The sequence below is a fragment of the Pedobacter soli genome, assembly GCF_900101435.1.
Taxonomy (GTDB): domain Bacteria; phylum Bacteroidota; class Bacteroidia; order Sphingobacteriales; family Sphingobacteriaceae; genus Pedobacter; species Pedobacter soli.
In genome coordinates this window covers 71,745-92,366 of record NZ_FMZH01000001.1, presented here as the reverse complement: position 1 = coordinate 92,366, position 20,622 = coordinate 71,745, and the positions used below count along the sequence as shown (strand labels likewise).

The following is a 20,622-nucleotide window of genomic DNA, read 5'->3' as shown; positions in this document are numbered from 1 at the left end:
ATTTTGTCGTTTAACGTTCCACCACAAACTCATAATCGCCTGAGCCCACCTCATAAACGGCCCTGTCTTTTTCTAATCTTATAAATTTTAAATCCTTTATTGAACCTAAATTTTCTGTAATCGCTTGCTTGCTTTTTGCCGGAATATAAAGTGTAGCGCTGGTATTGGCCGGGATACTTACTTTCCAGGTGAACTTATCTGTGTTTTTGGTATAGTCGCTTTTAATTAATCCATAAGCCGACTGATAACTTGCATTTACGTGATCTAATCCAGCGATCATTTCGGGTTTCATGCTAATCTTTTTAAAAGCTTGGCTTTCGGCCTTAATGCCAGCTAAGTTTTCATAATACCAGATCAGTAAATCGCCCAGCATCATCACGTGGTTTTGCGAATTCATTTTCGGATCGGCGGTATTGCCATTCCAGAGTTCCCAAATGGTGGTTGCACCGTTATCGATCATATAACCCCAGCTAGGGTAAGTTTTTTGTGTAGCGATGGTATAAGCCAAATCAGGTCTGCCGTAATCGTTTAGACAGCGCATTAACCATTGCACCCCAACCAAACCATTGCTTAAATGCCCTTTGTTGGTTACTTCAACTGTATAGACTATATTTTTGAAAACCTGATCGATATGCTTTTCCGGAACCATTCCGAAATAAAGCGGAATGATGTTATCCGTTAAATTGTTATTGCCATAAAAGCCTTTTTCGTTGTAGAACTTCAGATTAAATGCAGCCTTTATTTTATCGCCAAGTGCCTCATAATCTTTGTAATCGCCCTCATTCCCGCTTATTTTGCTAAATTGCATCATCAGTTGTGTGAAATGATAGTAGTAAGCCGTTGAAATTAATTCGGAAGGGTACTTTTTATCGGCACTTTTGCCCCTGCCTGCTTCGATCGTTACCGGTGGCATGCACCAGTCGCCATAACTGTCTTTGGTGAGGATGCCATCTTTCATGTAACGGTCCAGCATATAACGCAACCATTTTTTGATGGCCGGATAATTTTCAGTCACGGCATTTACATCGCCTGTTTGCTTGTAAAGCATTTCGGTAATGAGCACAATAGAGCCCGGCCAGCTTATGTTATCACTGTAATAGCGCCAAAATGCAGGGGCAACATCGGGGATGGCACCATCTTCTTTCTGTGCATTCCTGATATCCTGCAGCCACTTGGCATAAAAACGACCATTATCGAAAAGGAAATTTTCGCCATGCGCAACGGCTCCTCTATCGCCTAACCAGGGCATGCGCTCGTTGCGTTGCGGGCAATCAATCGGGATGCCTTTGTAATTTCCGGCGATACCCCACCAGGCATTTTTAAAGATCTGGTTGATTAATGCATTTGACGTTTCGAAAGTGCCTGCGGTATTCATTTTATCGTAGATCATTTTTCCAACAAAGTCGCTGAGGTTTGGCGTGTAATTAAGGCCAGATAGTTCTACATATCTAAAGCCACGATAGGCAAAAGTGGGTTCCCACAATTCTGGCTTACTTCCTTTAAAGGAGTATAAATCAGTGCATTTAGCATTGCGCAGGTTTGCCGTAAATAATTCGCCATTTTCCTGCAGGGATTCGGCAAAACGCATTTTCAGTTGTTTGCCTTTTTGGCCTTTAACTTTAACTTGTAACCAGCCAACCATGTTTTGACCCATATCCAGGATAAATCTGCTGCCTGAGATTGCTTTAATAGTAACCGGTTTGAGCGTATTCATCACCCGCATGTTTTCGTTCATCTGGGCTTCGATGGTTCCCGAAGGTTCCTGCACAAATTCTGCTTTCAGCCATTTGCTGTCGTCGAAACCCGCTTTATTCCAACCGGCAGCTTCTTTTGTGGCATCATATTCTTCGCCATCGTACTCGTTATTTGCGCGGATAGGACCATCGGCAGTGCCTTTCCAGCTATCATCAGTGTCGATATTGGCTGTGCTGCCATCGCTGTAAACAATATGGATATTCAGCAGCATTTTAGGAAAACCAAAAGTTTTAATTTTATAAGGTTTTTCATTTTGCCGCATGGCGAAGAAACGACCATTGCCTAAAATGGCACCAACTGCATTTTTTCCTTCCTGCAAATAAGTGGTCACATCGTATGTATTGTATTTCACGTTTTTATTGTAATCGGTTGGTGAAGGGGTAAGCACCTCCTCACCTACTTTTTTGCCATTCAGGTAAAGTTGGTACAAACCCAGACCAATGATGGAGGCTGTGGCGGATTTTACTTTTTTGGTACTTTGAAATTCCTTTCTGAAATAACGTGCCGATAAACGGGAGTCGGTTTTGGTTTTATCCCATGGAAAGGCCCGATCGAAACCAATCCAGCCTTTGGGCCAGTCTTTGTAGTTTAGCAAGCCCATGGTCCACGAATTAGCGGCCGACCATTCGCTTTCGCCTGCAGTTGTCCAGGTTTTTACTTTCCAGAAACAACGCATTCTACTGCTCAGCGCCTGACCATTGTATTTTACATGGATGGATTCATCACTGTTTACCTTTCCTGAATTCCAGAGATCTCCCTCATTTTGAGCCAGTTTTTCAGTTGTTGAGGCCACTAAAATTTGGTAAGCCTTTTGAACTACATTGCGTTTTGACGAAAGGATTTCCCAGCTTAAACGCGGCTGCGTAGCATCAATACCTAATGGATTAACCAGCATCTCGCATTTCAGGTTTTGCAGGCTCACCTGGGCCACCAGTTTTTGGAGCGGCAAGAGTAGCAGCAATGTGATTAGCGATATGTAGGTTTTAATGTTCATTTTTTAGTGATTACACCGATTCAGTTAATTTTTTTGCCACAGATACACACAGATAAACACTGATCTTTCTGCAATAATTCAATAATATTTTTATCTGTGTTCATCCAATTCATCTGTGGTTAATTTTTGGGTGAAAAATCAAAATACAAAGTCATATCCAACGCTCTAGCCGGTTCTTTTTCAAAATCGTAGAACACATGTTTCATGCCCATTGGCCCTGTGGTTTCTGGTTTTTGTGTTTTGGTACCAATGGCCGAAATTCCGTTCATAAAAGAAATATCGCCATTCGGGAAAGTCGGACTCATGTTATCGTATTCTGTGTCTTTCGATTTCTTCGGGGTAAACAACCTTAAAAAAACATCTTCTCTATCGGTTACTACCCTGAAATTTTGTGTCTTCCCAATAAAATCGCACCAGTACAAATTGGCATAATAGCCTTTAAATTCAGGGTATTGCCATGGTGGTTCTCCGGTTGCCGAATCGTTGTAATCTTTCTTCCATAAGCCCAGTTGGGTACCTTTCATGCGGTTTTTCCAAACACGGTAAGGCCCGTTACCTTTGTAAGTTACGCCTTTCATTTCTGTTTCGGGATAAGAAAAATTTAAGCCAACGAAAGTGGTAAAATAGGCCGCAGGGAAATATTTTACCTGCATTTTTAACCAGCCTGATGGATAAATAGTCCATTCTAAGGTGTTATAACTTTCTTTTCTGTCAAAGGTTGAAGCGATAACCAGGTTTTGACCATCCATTCTGGTCGTGAAATTTTTAAAGTTATTTACGCTTTCCTGTAAAACCGGTCCGTTGTTAAAAGGAATGACTCCTTTGGTATTCTCTACCTTTTGCAGCAGGCCATTTGTTTTATCGAAAGTTAGTTGAATGCCATTAGCCGAAACGTCGAAAACCGTAGCCGATTCTTTGAAGTTCACTTTTGATTTTCCGGTGGTTACAACCAGTTTAGCGGCATCATCTTTTGGCAGGCTGATTGGGAAACTCCAGGTAAATAATTCTTTGCCGTAAACATCTTTAGCGGTTAGATACAGTGCATCGAAATTTTTCCAGTCGGCCGGGAGATTGATTTGCAGTGTTCCCTTTTCTAAAGGTTTAATATCAGGTGCATTTGCTTTACCTGCTTTGAAATCGGTTTCGGAACCATCGGCTTTTAATCTTTTTAATTTCCACTCAAAACTGCATTGGTTAAGGTTGGTAAAGGCATATCTGTTCTCGAGACGGAAAGTACCATTAAATGCAGTAGTAATTTCTCTTTTTTCGACAAATACCGGACTCCATACTTCTTTAATGGTATAAAAACTGCCTTCTTTTTCGTGGTATGGCCCTACAATCCCATCGGGCCCATGGTTGCCATCGGTATCTAAAATGCCATTTTTATCGGTGCGTACCACAGCCTGATCTGCAAAATCCCAAAGAAAACCACCTGCAGAAAGCGGGTTGTTCCACATGGCGTTCCAGTAATCTTCTATTCCAGCGCCATGACCGCCATCCCACATGCCATGCAGGAACTCTGTAGGCATTAATATGTTGTGCCCATGATCGTAATTGCCAATACCGTAATTATATTCTCGGTAATGCGTGGTTTCAAAGCCCCCAAAAACTTCCCATGGATGAATTAACGGGCGTTTCTGTATATCGTTTTCAGGGAAAAGGTGATCGAGTTCCCGGTTGTGACCACCTTCGTTTCCATTGGCCCAAAATATAATGGATGGATGATTTTCATCCGCGGCCATCATTTCTTTAAATAATTTTGTGCCAGTGGCTGTGTTGTAGGTACCGTGCCATCCGGCCAGTTCATCCATCACGAAAAGGCCAAGCGAATCGCAAACATCGAGAAAATGACCGTCGGGCGGGTAATGCGACATGCGAACGGCATTCATGTTCATTTCTTTCATTAACTGCACATCGGCAATACTGATTTTTTTACTGGTAGTACGGCCCGATGAAGGATAAAAAGAATGCCGGTTTACACCTTTAAATTTCATTTTTACGCCGTTAACATATACGCCATCGCGCTCACGGACTTCAACCGTTCTGAAACCTATTTTTTTGGTAAGCGTATGGAGCATTTTTCCATTCTTGCTCAGCATAAAAGTAGCGGTGTATAAATTGGGGAATTCTGACGACCAAAGCGCCGGATTTTTAAAAGTTTGAGTTATGCTTGTTGCGCTACCGGTAATTTTAAAAGAAGCACTGCTGCCAAATTTATTTCCTTTGGCATCTGTTAACTGAACAGCAATTTTATCAGCATCGCCTGTAGTGAAAAGATTAGCCATCAATGTTCCATTGGCACGTGCATCGATCTGTATCCTTTCCATATGGCTTGTGGGTAAAGCCTCGAGGTAAACCGGACGGAAAATACCGCCAAAAATCCAAAAATCTGCTTTGCGTTCGGCATTGTTAACCGATTCATTGGCAGAATGTTTAGCTACTTTTACTTCAAGTAAATTATCGCTACCCAGCTTAAGGAGTTTGGTAATATCGTATTTAAATACGTAAAACGATCCCTGATGAATTTCTCCGGCCAGCTGGCCATTGATTTTAACCTCGGTATCGGTCATAGAGCCTTCTAAAACGATATTAATCTGTTTGCTTTTCCATGTAGCAGGAACATTGAATTTATACTTATAAAGTCCTTGTTCTTTGCCTTTATTTTCTTCTTTATTGAAACCGTAATTGTATTTTCCAAAGCCTTGTAGCTCCCAGTTTGAAGGAACGGGGATAGTTGTCCATTTGCCCGAGTTCATGCCTTCGGTACAAAAGAATTCCCAGTTTACGGTATGGTCGTTCCCCGTACCCGATAGATATAATTTCTCTGTTTGTTGTGCCTTAGCCAGGCAAAACAGTAAAATAAAGCAAAGAAATAGTGATGACCGTTTTAACATTAATTGGTTTTAAATTGTTGGGTTAATGGATTATCAGTTCGAAAAGGTAAAGCGGGCAAGCCGTTGCTATAAAAATTCCCTGAAGGGTTTTCTGCCCAGTTGTAACGTACTGCCTTAGGTTGCGCCACATCTTTGGCCGATACCCACACTTTGCCGGCTTTAATTTCTGCATTGGCGGGTACAAATTTCCCGTCGGCTCCGGCCAGGGTAAAGCCGGTAACAGAACCAGAAGTTTTTGTGTTTAAATATTCGAAATCGAGTATGGCCTGGTTCGCTTTAAAGGTAACAGCTTGATAAATTGGACCGGAAAAATCTATTTTTTGGTGGTAAGTTTTGGTTAAAGCCCAAAGTGCCAGACGTCTGCCTACCTCCCATTTATATGTTGGGTGTAAATCGCCACCATTATCGTTTAAATCGGATGTTGAAATCATTCCCGTATTGGGCAAACGTAAAATCTGTTCCTGTGCTTCCCAGAAAGCAGGCTCAGTATCAGCGGTTAACAATACTTTATCGCTTTTTTGTTTGCTGTAATCGAAAGGTGCAATCTGCACATAATAAAAAGACAAATTACTTTCGTCCCAGGCTTTGCGCCAAAGGTTAATCAGCGTTTTCATTTTATAGGCATAGGTGATGTTTTCGTTTAAAAAGCAATTGGTTTCGCCCTGGTACCATAAAAAACCATTGATTTTAAATTTGGTAAGTGGCTCAATCATTGGGGTATAAAATTTACCCGGATTGTTGCCTAATTTTTTGTCTTTAAAATAGGGTTCATCAGCAAATGCCTTTTCCGAAATCCAGGGTTCGATGGCGCTGCCCGGCACTGCCGAAGAAATTACCCCTACCGGAACACCTAGTTTTTGCTGTAACTCTTTGGCAAAGAAATAACCTACAGCCGAAAAGGCACGTAAGGCAGAATCTTCAGCTACACTCCAGCTTTTATGAATGGAATCAGGTTTGATTAAAGTTTTTCTGTTTACCAGGAAAATCCTGATCTGCTTGTTTTTGGCCTCTGCTACTTCATCAGCAGGAAAACCCAGTTTTTCATTTTTGGGCTTCGGGATTTTAGCCAGTTTGCGCATGGCATACTCCATGTTCGATTGACCCGCACAAAGCCATACTTCGCCAACCAGAATATTGTTCAGCTCGATGGTGTTGGAACCCGAAATGAGCATACTTTGCGGTTGTGCAGCTGTTTTTAATGGATTTAAAACTACTGCCCAGTTTCCGTTTTTGTCGGTAAGGGTTTCTTTTTTCTGCCCGGCGAAGGTTACGGTTACCCGCTCGCCTGCTGCTGCAAAGCCCCAGATATTGATAGGTTTAGCTCGTTGCAAAACCATGTTGCTGGAAAGGATTTGTGGCAACAGGATTTTGGCGTTGGCGGAGAAAGAGAAAAATGAGAGGAAAATAGTTAGTGCCGCAATTCCCGCTTGCACCGGAATCCTAATGCAATTAGCTTTAAGATTCCCAATCAAGTTGGGAATGACGATCGCGCGGGGATGCACTGACGGGAAAACTCCCAACTCCCAACTCCAAACTGTCAACTTCCTCATATCCCCTCCGTTTTTAAATATTTGATCAGATAAACTGCTTCTTTTTTCTCGGCCTCTCCTGCGTTGTTTAAATCGTAGGTTTGATCGGCTGGAGTATCTACATCCGGGAAACGGCGTACGTCGCCTGTACGGAAAACAATGCGAGAAACATTGGCTACTGGTTGGAAAGCCAGACTGGTAAGTACATCTTTGCCGTTAACGGTAATGGTGTAAAAACGATTCGCCGTGGTTAGTTTTAGCTTAATATCGTAGGTTTCGCCAGCTTTATATTTTAAGAAATTTTTGTAGCGTGCACCAGCTTTTGCACTTAATACACCTGCGGTATCAAAGGTTAAACGCACGGTAGCCATGCCTTTATCATCTTGTAACTCAATTTCCAGTAAACCGAAATTATCTTGCTTAGGGATAACCGAAAAAGAAGTACTTAGCTTACTTGAAGCCGGAAATACGCGTTCGGCTTTTGCATAATCAAAAGGATCTTTGTCTTTTAGCACTAAATTGCCTTCTTCTACTTTTACTGGTGCCCAAAGCGGACTGTAGATATTCCATAAAGCTAAAGCTTTATCGGCAGGCATTTTACTGAAATCATCGTTTACATGGCTGTTAACCGTTGTGCTTACGGGTACCGGAATGCCCGAAACCCAGATATCTTCTTTATTCATGCTGTAGGTTACCCAAAGTTTACCATCAGCAGGTTTTCCATTACCTTCTTCAATGCCCCGAACATATTGCGGACCATACGATTTATAATTGCCTCCATAACGCATGGGCGTGATTTCGCCATTTACTAAGGAAAGGTCAGTGTAATCCAAACCATTCTTACTTGTTGAGATGGCCAGCGGCCAGCGGTATTCGGATGGATTATACACGGTTGCGAAATGGCCATCGCTGGTTTTTTGGCCCCAGATTTTGGCATTGCTGTTTACAAAACCAGGTGCGCGGAATGCACTTTCAGGCCAGCTTTTACCATTGTCGGTACTGATGGCCGTTAGAGCGTTCTTCCATAACCCCACTACGCGACCATCGGGTAAATGATAGTAACTGAAGGCTTTGTATTGTTTTTGCAAAGTAATTAGCGGATCTTTCCGGTCGGCCTCTTCGTTCCATTGCTGTGTCATTAATTTATTAGCCAACAGCTCGTTACAGGCTTCAATAAAAGCTTTGCTTTTGCTTTTAGTATAGTATGGATATTTGGTATTCTTTTCAGCATAACCTGGGTTGTAATGGATGAAATAAATCGGTCCGTATGTGCCATCTGCCTGTATCTCGCGTACAGCCCGGCCAATGCCATGTCCATCATTAGGATCATCTTTGGCATCGAAACTGATGGCATAAAAGCCCAGCACCAGGAAAACATTTTTGGTCGAAACATAAAAGCCCATTCTTTGGTGCATTACCGCGTCGAGATCTTTGGCGACATCAGTACGGCCTTCTTTTGTGGTACCATCCGGAATCCGGTAAACAGGGAAAATAACGTCAGGTTTGGTCCAGGTGTAGCCATCTTTTGATGATTGCAGCAAAGTTTGTCCTGGAGGGATGCTCTCGCCTACTTTATCGCTTAAATATTCTACATAAAATTGGTTGTTCCAGTAAGCCAGCATCGGTGCGTGGTTATAGGTCCAGCCAAAATTCTCAGCCAGCTCCGGATGCTCACGGTTCGCACGAAAGGTTTGGATGCTGTGTACGCCAACAACGGGTGTTAACTGCCCGTGGTGATAATCGGCATTGACCAGTGTTTTACCGGTATAGCGCACGGTATCCTGTGCCTGCACAGTGCTTAGGGCCAATGCAAGTGGTATAGCTAAACCAAATATCTGTTGTATTTTCATTTTAATTTATGTTCTACGTCATTACGCGTTTCCGATTTTTCATCGAAACGAAGCAATCTTTTTTGCTAAATAGATTGCTTCACGCACCCGCTCCATCCTTTACTTCAGTTCGCAATGACGATCTTCTATTCCTTTTAAACCTCGCAGGTTTTTAAAACCTGCGAGGTTTATTCACTTATTTATTTTTTAATAAATCTTCAATCACTTTCTTCTTCACTTTTAAAATAGTACCATGTTTATGCCCTTCAGGTACTGATACTTCACTGGTTATATCTTTAAAGGTTTTAAAATCAGTAGTTTTCATGGCCGAATAGTTTTTTTGTCCGTAAGCATCGAAATAAATCAGCCAGTCTTTTCCGGTTTTTACCACCGTGGGACCTTCGGTTAGTTTAGGGCTAAAAGCTTCAGATACATTCGTGTACGGGCCTAAAGCAGATGTTCCGAAAGCCACTTTTAAATTGCGGTTAGGCCGGGTATTGTCTTTCAAGACCAGGACATAATCTTTTGCTTCGCGTTTAACAATCACCGCATCAATTACACTAAAACCAGGATCCAGAAATAATTTAGGCTGAGAAAAAGTTACAAAATCCTTTGTCGTAACCGAGTACATCCGGTGGTTGTTGTCCTCTTCTTCTATCCCTTTGGCAAAACGGAAAGGTATGGTAGAAGCCCAGATAATTACATATTCTTTATTTTCTTCATCGTAAAAAAGCTCCGGTGCCCAAACGTTCACGGTTTTAGGTTCGTTTTCCATTACCGGGATAAATTGTTGTTTACTCCAATGGATGAGATCCCTGGAACTGGCATAGCCAAAACCTTTATCACCTTTCCAGCTGCAAGTCCAAACCAGGTGAAAAGTACCATCAGGGCCTTGAACCATCGATGGATCGCGCAATACTTTTTGGGTTCCGACTGTTGGTTTTAAAAAGGTTTTGTTTAAATCGGTCCAGTGGTAAGCATCGTAACTGTACAGCAGACGTAAACCTGCTGTGGCTGGTTCGTGGAACGAGGTAAACAAATAAGCCTGTTTAGTGCAGGAAGTTAATCCGCAAATTGCCAGGCCTAAAATGGCTAACCGTAAGGATGATATGAACTTAAATTTTAACACTTTCTTTGTTTATCATGGTGCCAGATATTGCTATCTGGCACTTTTATTTGTTTCTTTTTCAGCATCAGATGGTAACATCTGACGCCACGTTTACTTCCAGGATCGTCATTCCCACGAAAGCGGGAATCTGATTGCAAATGCCTTAAGATTCCCATCCGATAGCTATCGGATTAGGATGACGATCCCGATAGATTTCTCTTAATGACAATCTTTCTTTGAGATTGCTTCGTCATTCTTCCTCGCAATGACGGTAATCTATATTTTCTCTAAAACCAACACCCAATCGTTGCCATTTGAGGCTTCGCCCGGAGGATTAAACTCATGGATACCTTTGTTTTCAAACTCACCAATTGGTGTAATTTTTCCGGTGCGTGGATCAAACCACGAAGCTTTTACATCATCGCCATCAATTTTACCCATTTGTACTTTAAAATTTCTACCCGTGTAGGTATAGCACATGGCGAAATCTTCGCCCCGGGTTGCTAAAACGCGGTCATATTTTTCGCCATTTTGGCCTGCAATTAAGGTTTGGTCGGGCACACGGTCGAAATAACTGTGCGAAAGCATCAATGCTTTTAAATATTGAATTTGGCTTGCACCTTCAGCATTCAAAGCAATATTCCAGGGATCTTTGGGGCCGTAAGCTGGTTTTTTATCGGTAAGCTTATACATCTGCATTACCGAATTATGGCCGTATGTATAACCAAAGGCGCCAGCAAAAACCGACCAATAACCGTATCTTCTCACATCGGCAGCTGCCCAGCGTGGTTGCGTGGTATCGTGCAGGCCTTGCGGAATATCTTCATACGAAGGCTCGCCATCAATAGTGGGTTTAACTGGTTTTAACTTGTAATCGGCTTCAATGTATTTCCAGTTATCTTCTCCGTAATGCCATTTTTCGTTCTTCGAAGTATCCTGCTCATAACGGCGGTGGCCGGATTGCACCATATCGAAATCACTCCATGGCGAATTGTGGAACCATTGCGAGGATGCTGTTCTGCCACGTGGATGGAAAGTAATTAAATGATTTGGATCATTGGCCCGTAAGGTTTGCCCAATGGTATTCCAAACTTTCAATCCATCAGAACCTTTAATGTCGCCACCATTTAACCAGATGATATTCCATTTTTCGCGGTATCTTTTGGCTAAAAATTCTGCATATTTTTTGGCCTGTACTTCCTTTACTTTCCCGGCTTTAACATTGGTTCCCCAAACGGGCACCAGCGCCATGTAAAGGCCTTTTTCTGCGGCTTTATCTACAATATAATCTACGTGATCCCAGTAATCGTAGGCTACAGAATCTTTCGGATTATTGCCCGGGGTGAGCATGGGTTTGGCTACATCGCCATGTACAACCGACGAATCTAAATACACATTGCGCGAGGGCACATCATGCAAAACCATTACCTGAATGACGTTAAAGCCTTTCTGCTTCCGGTCTTCCAGATAGGTTTCGGCTTCCTCCCGCGTTAATCTGCCAAACAACAACCAACCGGTATCACCCAGCCAAAAGAAAGGCTTGCCATCGCCAGTGGTTAAATACCTTCCATTTTCCGAAACCAGCAAGCTTTTATCGCCAAAATGAGGTTTCTCCTTACAGCCAAAGGCCAGCAAAGAAATTATTGATAAAAGGAATATTTTAGATTTAAGCGTCATAATTAAATTTTGTTGATGATGATGAGCTCGTCGCCAGCACCAGTTTTACTGATTTTGGCCACAGCATTTCCGTTAATTTTTTCTTCTTTAAGTACCTTGCCATTTTTCGGGTTCAATATTTTTACACTGAACTTTCCGGCTGCTTTACTCAGATCTAAACTTAATGCTTCAGCTGAAGCATTGTATAACACATAAGTTTTTCCGGTATTTTCCAAACCATATTGTTTGGCATTTTTTCCTGCCGGAAGAAAAGGTTTGGTGCCCGAAATCAGGTTTAAAGTAGTTTTATCGATCAGATCGGCATTGGATAATGAACCACCTGCCATTAAAATAGCCCAGCCGAAACTATCGTAACTATCGCCCGAATAGATTACCGCTTTTTCAGGAAATTTGCTTTTGTACTCGGAAACAGCATGATAAATTTCTTCAAAAGAGGTTTTCTTTGGTTTTAACAAGCGTGCATGCTGACGTGGCGCCAGACTTTGGCCACCTTGTGGCGCATAAGCAGTACCATCGGCCTGATAGTGCCAGTAGCGGATATCGATTAAATCAACTACATTGGCACGCTCCGGATCAGCCAAAATCGCATCCTGCACATCTTTGGTCACACTTAGGCCAACAATCGGGTGTTTACCGGTTTCTTTTTCCCATTCTTTAATGGTATCGATCCAGAATTGTACAAAATGCAAAGGACCGGTAAACTCTGCACCAATAAGTTGGATAACACCTGAATTGCCATCAAAATTCTCGAGACACTTGCGAATATAGGCTTTATGAATGGCCCTGCGGTGTTCGTTGCTGATATCGTAAAACTGCTCTGCCATAAAAATCCGTTTATCTCCGGCGTACGGAACGGGCTCAGGAAAACCTGTGCTGTTGATGTTGTTGGCCGTACGCCACGGAAAATCAGCGTAGTGCGCACCGGCTTCGATAATGTTGTGCTGAAAATAATTTTCGTGAATAAGTACCAGACCTTTCTGATCGGCCAGGTTAGCAAAGGTCTTTAAGCGGTCCCAATACCATAGATTGTATTTGGTAATATCGTATTTACTTAAACCATCCCAGGCTTTATCTTGTCCGCTACGGGCAAAAGGAAGCTCGTAAAAAGGTGCCCAAACCTCGCCATCCATCCTGCGGATGCGCTCGTGATCGTCTCTTCTCCTATCGTACCAGAGACCATAATTGTGATCGAGGATTTTTACCGGACCGTTTTGCATCGAATCGGTAATATCATCGAGGTTGTCGGTCAAACCATTGCCCTCACGACCAGGTACAAACCGGGTAATGTGAAATTTGGTGTTTTTCAATCCATAAGGACGGGCGCTACCATTCCACCAGGGCACATCTTGTCTATCGCCGAGTACAATTTCATTTCCACGGGTTAACCAGCCATTTTTAACTGCCATTGCACCTGCAGTTTGTATGGTATTACTGCGATGGAAGCCTTCGCTGGTTACCAGTTTGGCCTGACCTTTTGCCGTAGGAATAGGATTTCTTTCGGTGGCCGAATCGATATATTCGGATAAGGTTAAAGCAGGTTTGTAGGCCAATTTGGTCAGTTTCAGTGCCACATCAACCGGTGGACTGCTTGATGCTTCTGTTTCAACCGGAAGTACAAAAGTTCTGGCATCTACACTATTGCCTACTCTGTCTTTCAGTTGCGCGTAGTACAAACTGCGTGGCTGGATCTGTTCGTTAGACATATCCCAATAGCCGTTGCCTGCAAATTGAGCCCAGGTACCAAAAGCCCAGTTTTGAGCAGTTGGTGGCTGATAATTATCGACTCTGGCGGCACTGCATTGCCAAAAAACACTGTTGGCGGCGCTCCAACCGGCTCCTTGCCCATCCTGACCACGGTTTAAGTAACTTAGTGCCTGTCCGTCGATATTTACGATATCAAACAATACACCAGAAGCCCAGCTATCGTAAGCTCCGCTGAAAGAAAATGGCAGGTACGATTGGCATTGTACAAAAACATTTGGGCCTGGAGCGCAGAAACCTACCGCAAAATCGTGGTAGCCATATTCCGAATATAGCCTTTGGAAAAGCGTTTGTTGCCCGGTAATTAAAAAGGTATTACGGCGTTCGCCACCAATCTCGGATATTGGCGCTAACGATTTACAATCCTCAACGGTAATCCTTTTTGCGGTAGATAAAACATTCACTGCTGAACCTGCAAAGTGTTCGAAAACCACCTGGCGTACCCAGGCATCTTCCACATTTTCAAGGCTAATAGCTGTCCAGCGGTGATATTCGTCTTTAATATTGTCTTTATGAAAATCAGATTCGAGTTTCAGGTTTTCGATACCTACCTGTGCAATCCGACCGTTCCAATTGTATTTAGCCACAGTTGCCCCACCAAATTTAGCATCGAGTGCGGTTGTAATTGGCGCATCGAAAGTAATGGTCGATCCGCTGATGGCGGTAATTTTTCGGTCCCAGAAAATATCCCGGGTACCTTGTTTCCAGCCCAAAGCGCTTTCACCTCCACCAAACTCAACGGTTTTAAGTGTTTCAATCCATTCTTTTGTAGATGGCCGTTGAATGGTGATCTTATCGCCAACTTTAAAGCCACTGGCATCGGCAAGTGTAAGCTGCATGGCATTTACAGGCACATAAGTATCTGTAATGGCTACCGCTGCTTGTTGTGTTTTATCGTTTTTGCCTAAAAACCTGATTACGCCAATCCGGTCTAATCCGGTGGCAAAAATTTTAGTACCATCGGCTCCCATTCCGCTGCCTCTGATGATCACACCAGAAGTCGCGATTTTTAAAGTACCTGAAACCTGATAGGTTCCTTTTGCCAATAAAACAGCGCCGCGCAAACCATCTTTACCCGGCTGCATAGCCGAAACCATATCAATGGCCCGTTGGATATATGGTGTAGCGTCACCTTCGACCAAAGGAACCACAATTTTAACCATTGCGGTAGGAATGGCTTTTTCGCCAGCCATATAACCGGCATAAGAAAAATCGGGAATGCGGTTCCCTTGAGCATCGGCCGTGTAAGCCATTTTACCATCTTTGCCTTTAAAAATAGGTTTAGGTGGCTCAACTGGCTTGGTTTTCTGGCCAAAGGACGCATGACTCATCAAAAACGCGATTACCAGTATCGGTAAGGTTTTGAATGGCTTTGCCTTTAATATATGGTTAGTTTTTGGCATTTGTGTTTTTGTTATCAACTTAATTCAAATACGCGTCACCCTGAATTTATTTCAGGGCCTCTGTTATAAGAGATGCTGAAATAAATTCAGCATGACGATGGAGAGTGAAGATTGATTGACCTTCAACCCTCCACCTTTACATCTTCTACCTCTACTATGGTCTCACTTTACTGATATCAACCAGGCTATTCAAATACACTTCAATATTGGCATAACCCGAAGCTGTAATTTTTGCAGCATCTTTTCCATCTTTCGGATTGAGGCCATGTTTACTTTCCCAGGCATCCGGAATGCCGTCGTTATCGGTATCTGTGTAAGGTTTTCCTTTATAATCCGGGTAACCACCCACCTGTGCAATATCAGAGATAATTCCCTGTTTGTAGGAATCTGCTGGTAATCGGCGTTTCACATAACTTTGTTTCGCGGGTAATTTACCATCTTCTACATGCTCTATTTTACCTGTAGCTACCTGTTTAATGATGCGCTGATCTACCGCATCGCGAACAGGTAAGCTTGCACCGGCATTGGCCAGTACATAATCGTAAGCCTTTTTGGTGTCGATAATCGAAATCTTAGCCATTGGCAAGGGCTTATCTACACGCATCGAATCGAGCAGTTTCTGCTTGTCGCGTTTACTTTCTGGCTGTACCCCGCCATCCCAGTTGTTTTGGGTTACTTTAGGATTGCCTTCGGTAATATTTCCGGTAACGTAAGCCTTACCAAACTCATTGGCAAATTTCTTGTCCCTACCCGATTCTGGCTTTAAGATACGATAAGAAATCGGTTCGCCGGCCGGTGTAATTGGGCCGGGTTTATAATAGTTGTTAATGAAACTATAAAACGAGTTGTTATCTCCGCCATCGGCACTGCGGTTCCACCAGTTAAAAATAACATTGTTGGCAAAACCAAAATCGCCATACATGCCCACAGACGGGTTACGACTGATGTTAGAAGCCCAAAGGTTACGCATAAAAGTACTGTTTAAACCGCCAATGGTACTGCCAAAAGCATGGTTGTAAGTATCTAACGCCTCCGAAAAGATCGAATTTTGAATGGTTACATTCACAGTAGGCAGTTTTTCGGGTTTCGAACCGTCTTTTTTATCATAAACATGGCGATAAATAGACATGTTTTCGTCTAATCCCCAGCTGGCCGAAACGTGATCGATCATGATATTACCTACCGGATTGCCGCCAATGGCATCGTCCCTGCGGGTAACATCGGTTTCGCCCCTGCGGAAACGCATGTAACGGATGACCACATCATGGGTATTGATCCAAACCGATTCGCCTGCAATACAAACACCGTCGCCCGGGGCACTTTGGCCTGCTATAGTAATATAAGGTGCACGGATAATTAAAGGGGTTTTTAACCTGATAATTCCCGAAACGTTAAAAACGATGATTCTGGCTCCGCCTTGTTCGCAGGCCTCGCGCAAGCTGCCCTTGCCGGTATCGTTTAAGTTGCTTACCACGTACACTTTCCCTCCGCGACCGCCAAACGAATAAGCGCCACCACCTTCGGCACCCGGAAAGGCTACCAGTTTGGATTGAGGCAAATCACTTGGTTTAGCTGCCCACGGAATGTAGGGTTTGCCATGTTTGGCATCCGCATCTACAATCGGTTTTACTTTTAGGAATTGAAGCTCTGACCGCTCTTCTATGCTGTTTAAAAGCGAATCGGCTTTCTTTTCCATTGCCACGGGTATAACCGGATACTGAGCAAATGCTGTATTTGCGATGGCACAAATGGCCATTATGCTAAAAATTGAGCTCCAGTTACGCATATTATTTGGTGCTAGGTGTTACAATTGAAACCGGAACCACACTGTTTAAGTATACTTCGATATTCGAATAACCGCTTTTGGTAATTTTAGCGGCATCTGAAGCATCTTTAGGATTTAAGCCATTTTTGATCTCGTAAGCATCAGGCATACCATCATCATCAGAATCTTTGTAAGGTGTTCCTTTATATTCCGGATAACCACCTACTTGTGAAATTTCGGTAATGATACCTTGTTTGTACGAATCGCCTTTTAGCCTGCGGTGCTCGAACTGGAAAGCTGAAGGTTTAGCATCGGGATGTACTTCAATTTTACCTGTTGCCACCTGCTTAACAACTCGGGTATCAACCGGATCGCGTTTAGGTAAGGTAGCACCAGCATTGGCCAGCACATAATCTTTGGCTTGCAGCGTTGGGATAATGCTGATTTTTGGCATTGGGAAAGGTTTTTGTGCTTTCATTGCCGGGAAATATTTACTTGCGGTTTCGAATGACATTAAGCCACCTTTTTTATCTTCCATCTGCACACCACCAGCCCAGTTATCGCGGGTTACTTTTTCATTCCCTTCGATAATGTTGCCGTTTACATAAGCTCTGCCAAATACCACGTAAGGTAATTTACTGCGACCTGATTCTGGTTTTAAAATGCGGTAGCTGATCGGGTCGCCCAATTCGGTAACCGGACCAGGTTTATAAAAATTATTAATGATGTTGTATTGTGCAGTATAGTCACCACCATCTGTAGAGCGGTTGTTCCAGTTGAAAACCACGTTGTTGGCAAAATTAAAAATACCATTCCAGCCAATAGATGGGTTCCGCGCACCATTATCAGCCCAAAGGTTACGCATAAAAGCACAGTTTTCGCCACCTAAAGTGCTGCCGAAAGCATGGTTCCAGTAATCTAATGCTTCTGAGAAGATTGAATTCTGGATGGTGATGTTCACTGTGCCCAGCTTTTCTTCTACTTTGCCTGTGCTGTCGTTATACATGTGGCGGTACATCGACATGTTCTCGTCTAATCCCCAGCTGGCCGAAACGTGGTCGATCATGATGTTACCTACCGGATTACCACCAATGGCATCGTCGCGACGGCCTACAAAAGTTTCGCCTCTTCTAAAACGCATAAAACGCACAATTACATCGTGGGTATTCAACCAAACCGATTCGCCAGCCACACAAACCCCATCGCCAGGTGCTGTTTGACCAGCAATGGTAATATAAGGTGCGCGGATAATTAAAGGAGTTTTTAAGCGGATAATCCCCGCAACATTGAATACCACAATGCGGGCTCCGCCCTGCTCACAGGCATCACGCAATGAACCCGGGCCGCTGTCGTTTAAATTCTTAACTACAATAACCCTTCCGCCGTGACCACCAAAACTATGTGCACCACCGCCTTCAGCTCCTGGAAAGGCCAAAAGTTCTGATTGTGGTAAATCATTCGGGCGGCCAGCCCATGGAATATAAGGTTTGCCCATTTTGGCCTCTTTCTCCATAATGGGTTTCGCTTTTTCCCAGGCAATATCTGATTGATGATAAGCTTCTTTCAACATCGAATCGGATGCTTTTTTTACATCCTCAGGGATTTTGGGATATTGCGCAAATGCATAATTTACCGGGAGCGTTAATGCTGTTGCAAGCAACAGATTTAAAAGGTTCTTTTTCATTTGTGTTTTGCTTGTTTGGGAAGCGAAAGAATTTACGCAAATATTTTTGGTTAGCAGGAATGCCAGAACAAATTTTTTAAAAATTGCGGCTCATTTCTTTGTTTATCCGTTGTTAGTATTTTGGTTAGAAAGTATATTATATTTCAAAATTGCATGCTAATTGGGGTGGTTTACTGTATAATTTTGGCTTTGTTTTGTATCATATTACCAATTGGTAAAAATACCTGTAACAAATCAAATTCATTCTCTCAACCCTGTTACAAGATAGAAACAAAATTCATATATAAATGTAACATTCTTAAATGAAAAAAGGAAACAAATTAATGTTTCCTTTTTCAAACCAATTAAAAAACATGAGCGATGAGCAAACCGCTCAATTCCTTCTTATTTCTGCGGATCGAAACTACCACCCCAGGTATTGTTCTGTAATAGATTAACATTACTCTGTATAGATGCCGTTGGGATACCGAAAAAGTACACACCAGCCTGATAATTGATGTTGTATGAATCAAGCGTTTTGGTGGTTACTGTAAAATTAGCCGTGTAAAATGCATCTAAATCTGTATTTGCAGCAGCATCACGCGTGGCTAAAATATAATCGGAGTTTGTGCCGGTATTTTTTAATGTAATGGTTACCCCATTTCGTTTTTTACCGTTTAAAGTCGATTCCAATAATTTTCTTCTCCTTAAATCCCAAAAACGTTTACCTTCAAAAGCGAGCTCAATCTGTCTCTCTTTCATAACTGCAGTTACCAGCTGATCTTTAGTCATTCCGGCGTTTAAACCGTATAAACCATCGGTTCCTGCTTCAATTCCTGCTCTTTTTCTCAAAGCAATCAGATTGGCGTAGGCTTCTTGTCCCTGGCCAATGTTACTGATTTCTGCTGCACATTCGGCCAGGTTAAGCAATACTTCTGCGTAACGGATCTCAATCCAGTCGGTTCCTGCATTCGGGAAAGAAGTAAGTGTTAAAGTTGGGTCAATACCTTTTCTTAAATACAATCCAGAGGCCGTAGCGGCACTTTCTGTAGAGGTAAGGCCGGTTGTTTTGGTGAAATAATAAGTCCACAAACGGTAGTTGTTGTTACCTAGTAATGGCCAGTTACAACCATTGTAAGCAATAGTCTGGTCGAATCGAGGATCGCGGTTTTTATAAAAGGTACCCAGGTTGTACGGATATTTGGTTGAAGTACCGGCATCTTTACCATCTTTCATTGGGAAAGCCATAGCCATTTCCCAGGTAGGCAAGTTAGAACCACCAGATGTACCAATATATTTAGGTACCGTGGCATTTGGATAAGTCGAATTGTTTTGACCAATATCGGTTTGGCCGGTATTGTATTGTGTGGCGAAAACAGCCTCAGGATTGCGTGGCGTACTGCCGCCTGCGCTGCCTTCTGTAGTCCACATCGAATAATCCCATTTGGCATATAAACCAAAACCATTTGCCGTTAAATTCGTAACCGCATCGGCATTAGCCTTATAAGCTGCCTGCCATCTGGTAATATCGTTGGTAGGATTAAACTCTGGACTTGCCCAATAGAGCAATACCCGGCCTTTGTAAGCCATTGCGGCGCCTTTGGTAATGCGGCCATAATCGGCATTGTTTGGCCACTTGTTTGGTAAGTATTTGATACAGGTATCTAAATCCTTTACAATTTGTGCAAAGGTTTCGGATGTGGTATTTCTGGGTAAAAGTGCAGCTTGTTTGGCTTCATCGCCAACGGCATCCAAAGGAGTTAAAACCAAGGGAACACCACCATATAATTTAACCAGCTCGAAATAACGGAATGCTCTCCAGAAAATGGCCTGTGACGCAAAGCGGTTTTTAACAGCTGGTGCCAGGGTTCCTGCATTAATATCCCTGATAAACATGTTAATGGTGCGGATCTTAAAGTAGTTTCCTGCCGTATTTACGTTGCCTAAATCGGTAACCGACTCAATGGTAGCGGTACCACGTGTAAATACATTATCTCCCGATTGCTCATCTGATAACGAACTGACAGAAGCACTTAAGCCACCTACGTTACCAAACCAACCTGGCTGGTTCTGGCTATATACATAATTAATGCTCAGGGTTGCAGTAGTTGAATCGTTGTAAACCTGATCTGCAGTAAAGCTGCCCAGATCTTGTTTCTCCAATACTTTTTTACAATTGGTAAAAAATACGGTGGCACAAAGCGCCAATGATGATAATATGATAAGTTTTTTCATGACCATGTT

Annotated in this window: 10 protein-coding genes; all 10 read right to left on the bottom strand. The window is 42.8% G+C overall.

From position 1 onward, the window contains the following. Nucleotides 1-10 precede the first annotated feature (10 nt). Nucleotides 11-2,749, bottom strand: coding sequence for an alpha-L-rhamnosidase (locus BLR37_RS00295; RefSeq protein WP_090763048.1), 2,739 nt, complete (start codon nucleotides 2,747-2,749; stop codon nucleotides 11-13). A 119-nt stretch (nucleotides 2,750-2,868) separates the two neighbouring features. Next, on the bottom strand, nucleotides 2,869-5,643 hold the full coding sequence (locus BLR37_RS00290; protein ID WP_090763046.1) for a glycoside hydrolase family 2 protein: 2,775 nt from the start codon (nucleotides 5,641-5,643) through the stop codon (nucleotides 2,869-2,871). Next, nucleotides 5,643-7,076: a sialate O-acetylesterase gene (locus tag BLR37_RS00285; protein ID WP_244154555.1), complete on the bottom strand. Its 1,434-nt coding sequence runs from the start codon at nucleotides 7,074-7,076 to the stop codon at nucleotides 5,643-5,645. The genes BLR37_RS00290 and BLR37_RS00285 overlap by 1 nt, the downstream gene beginning before the upstream one ends. 113 nt (nucleotides 7,077-7,189) lie before the next feature. Continuing rightward, nucleotides 7,190-9,022: a sialidase family protein gene (locus BLR37_RS00280; protein WP_090763043.1), complete on the bottom strand. Its 1,833-nt coding sequence runs from the start codon at nucleotides 9,020-9,022 to the stop codon at nucleotides 7,190-7,192. 175 nt (nucleotides 9,023-9,197) lie between these two features. Beyond that, nucleotides 9,198-10,130, bottom strand: coding sequence for a glycoside hydrolase family 43 protein (locus BLR37_RS00275; RefSeq protein WP_244154554.1), 933 nt, complete (start codon nucleotides 10,128-10,130; stop codon nucleotides 9,198-9,200). A 255-nt stretch (nucleotides 10,131-10,385) separates the two neighbouring features. After that, entirely contained in the window at nucleotides 10,386-11,786 is a 1,401-nt protein-coding gene (locus BLR37_RS00270) for a glycoside hydrolase family 140 protein (RefSeq protein ID WP_090763041.1), read from the bottom strand. A gap of 2 nt (nucleotides 11,787-11,788) precedes the next feature. Next, complete coding sequence (locus BLR37_RS00265) at nucleotides 11,789-14,950, bottom strand: DUF6298 domain-containing protein (protein ID WP_090763038.1); 3,162 nt, start codon at nucleotides 14,948-14,950, stop codon at nucleotides 11,789-11,791. A 154-nt stretch (nucleotides 14,951-15,104) separates the two neighbouring features. Further along, nucleotides 15,105-16,736 carry a polysaccharide lyase gene (locus BLR37_RS00260; RefSeq protein ID WP_090763036.1) on the bottom strand — a complete coding sequence of 544 codons (1,632 nt, stop codon included), beginning with the start codon at nucleotides 16,734-16,736 and terminating at the stop codon, nucleotides 15,105-15,107. Nucleotide 16,737: 1 nt separating this feature from the next. Next, nucleotides 16,738-18,399, bottom strand: coding sequence for a pectate lyase family protein (locus BLR37_RS00255; protein ID WP_090763034.1), 1,662 nt, complete (start codon nucleotides 18,397-18,399; stop codon nucleotides 16,738-16,740). Between the two features lie 384 nt (nucleotides 18,400-18,783). Further along, complete coding sequence (locus BLR37_RS00250; protein ID WP_090764743.1) at nucleotides 18,784-20,613, bottom strand: RagB/SusD family nutrient uptake outer membrane protein; 1,830 nt, start codon at nucleotides 20,611-20,613, stop codon at nucleotides 18,784-18,786. Between the last annotated feature and the right edge of the window lie 9 nt (nucleotides 20,614-20,622).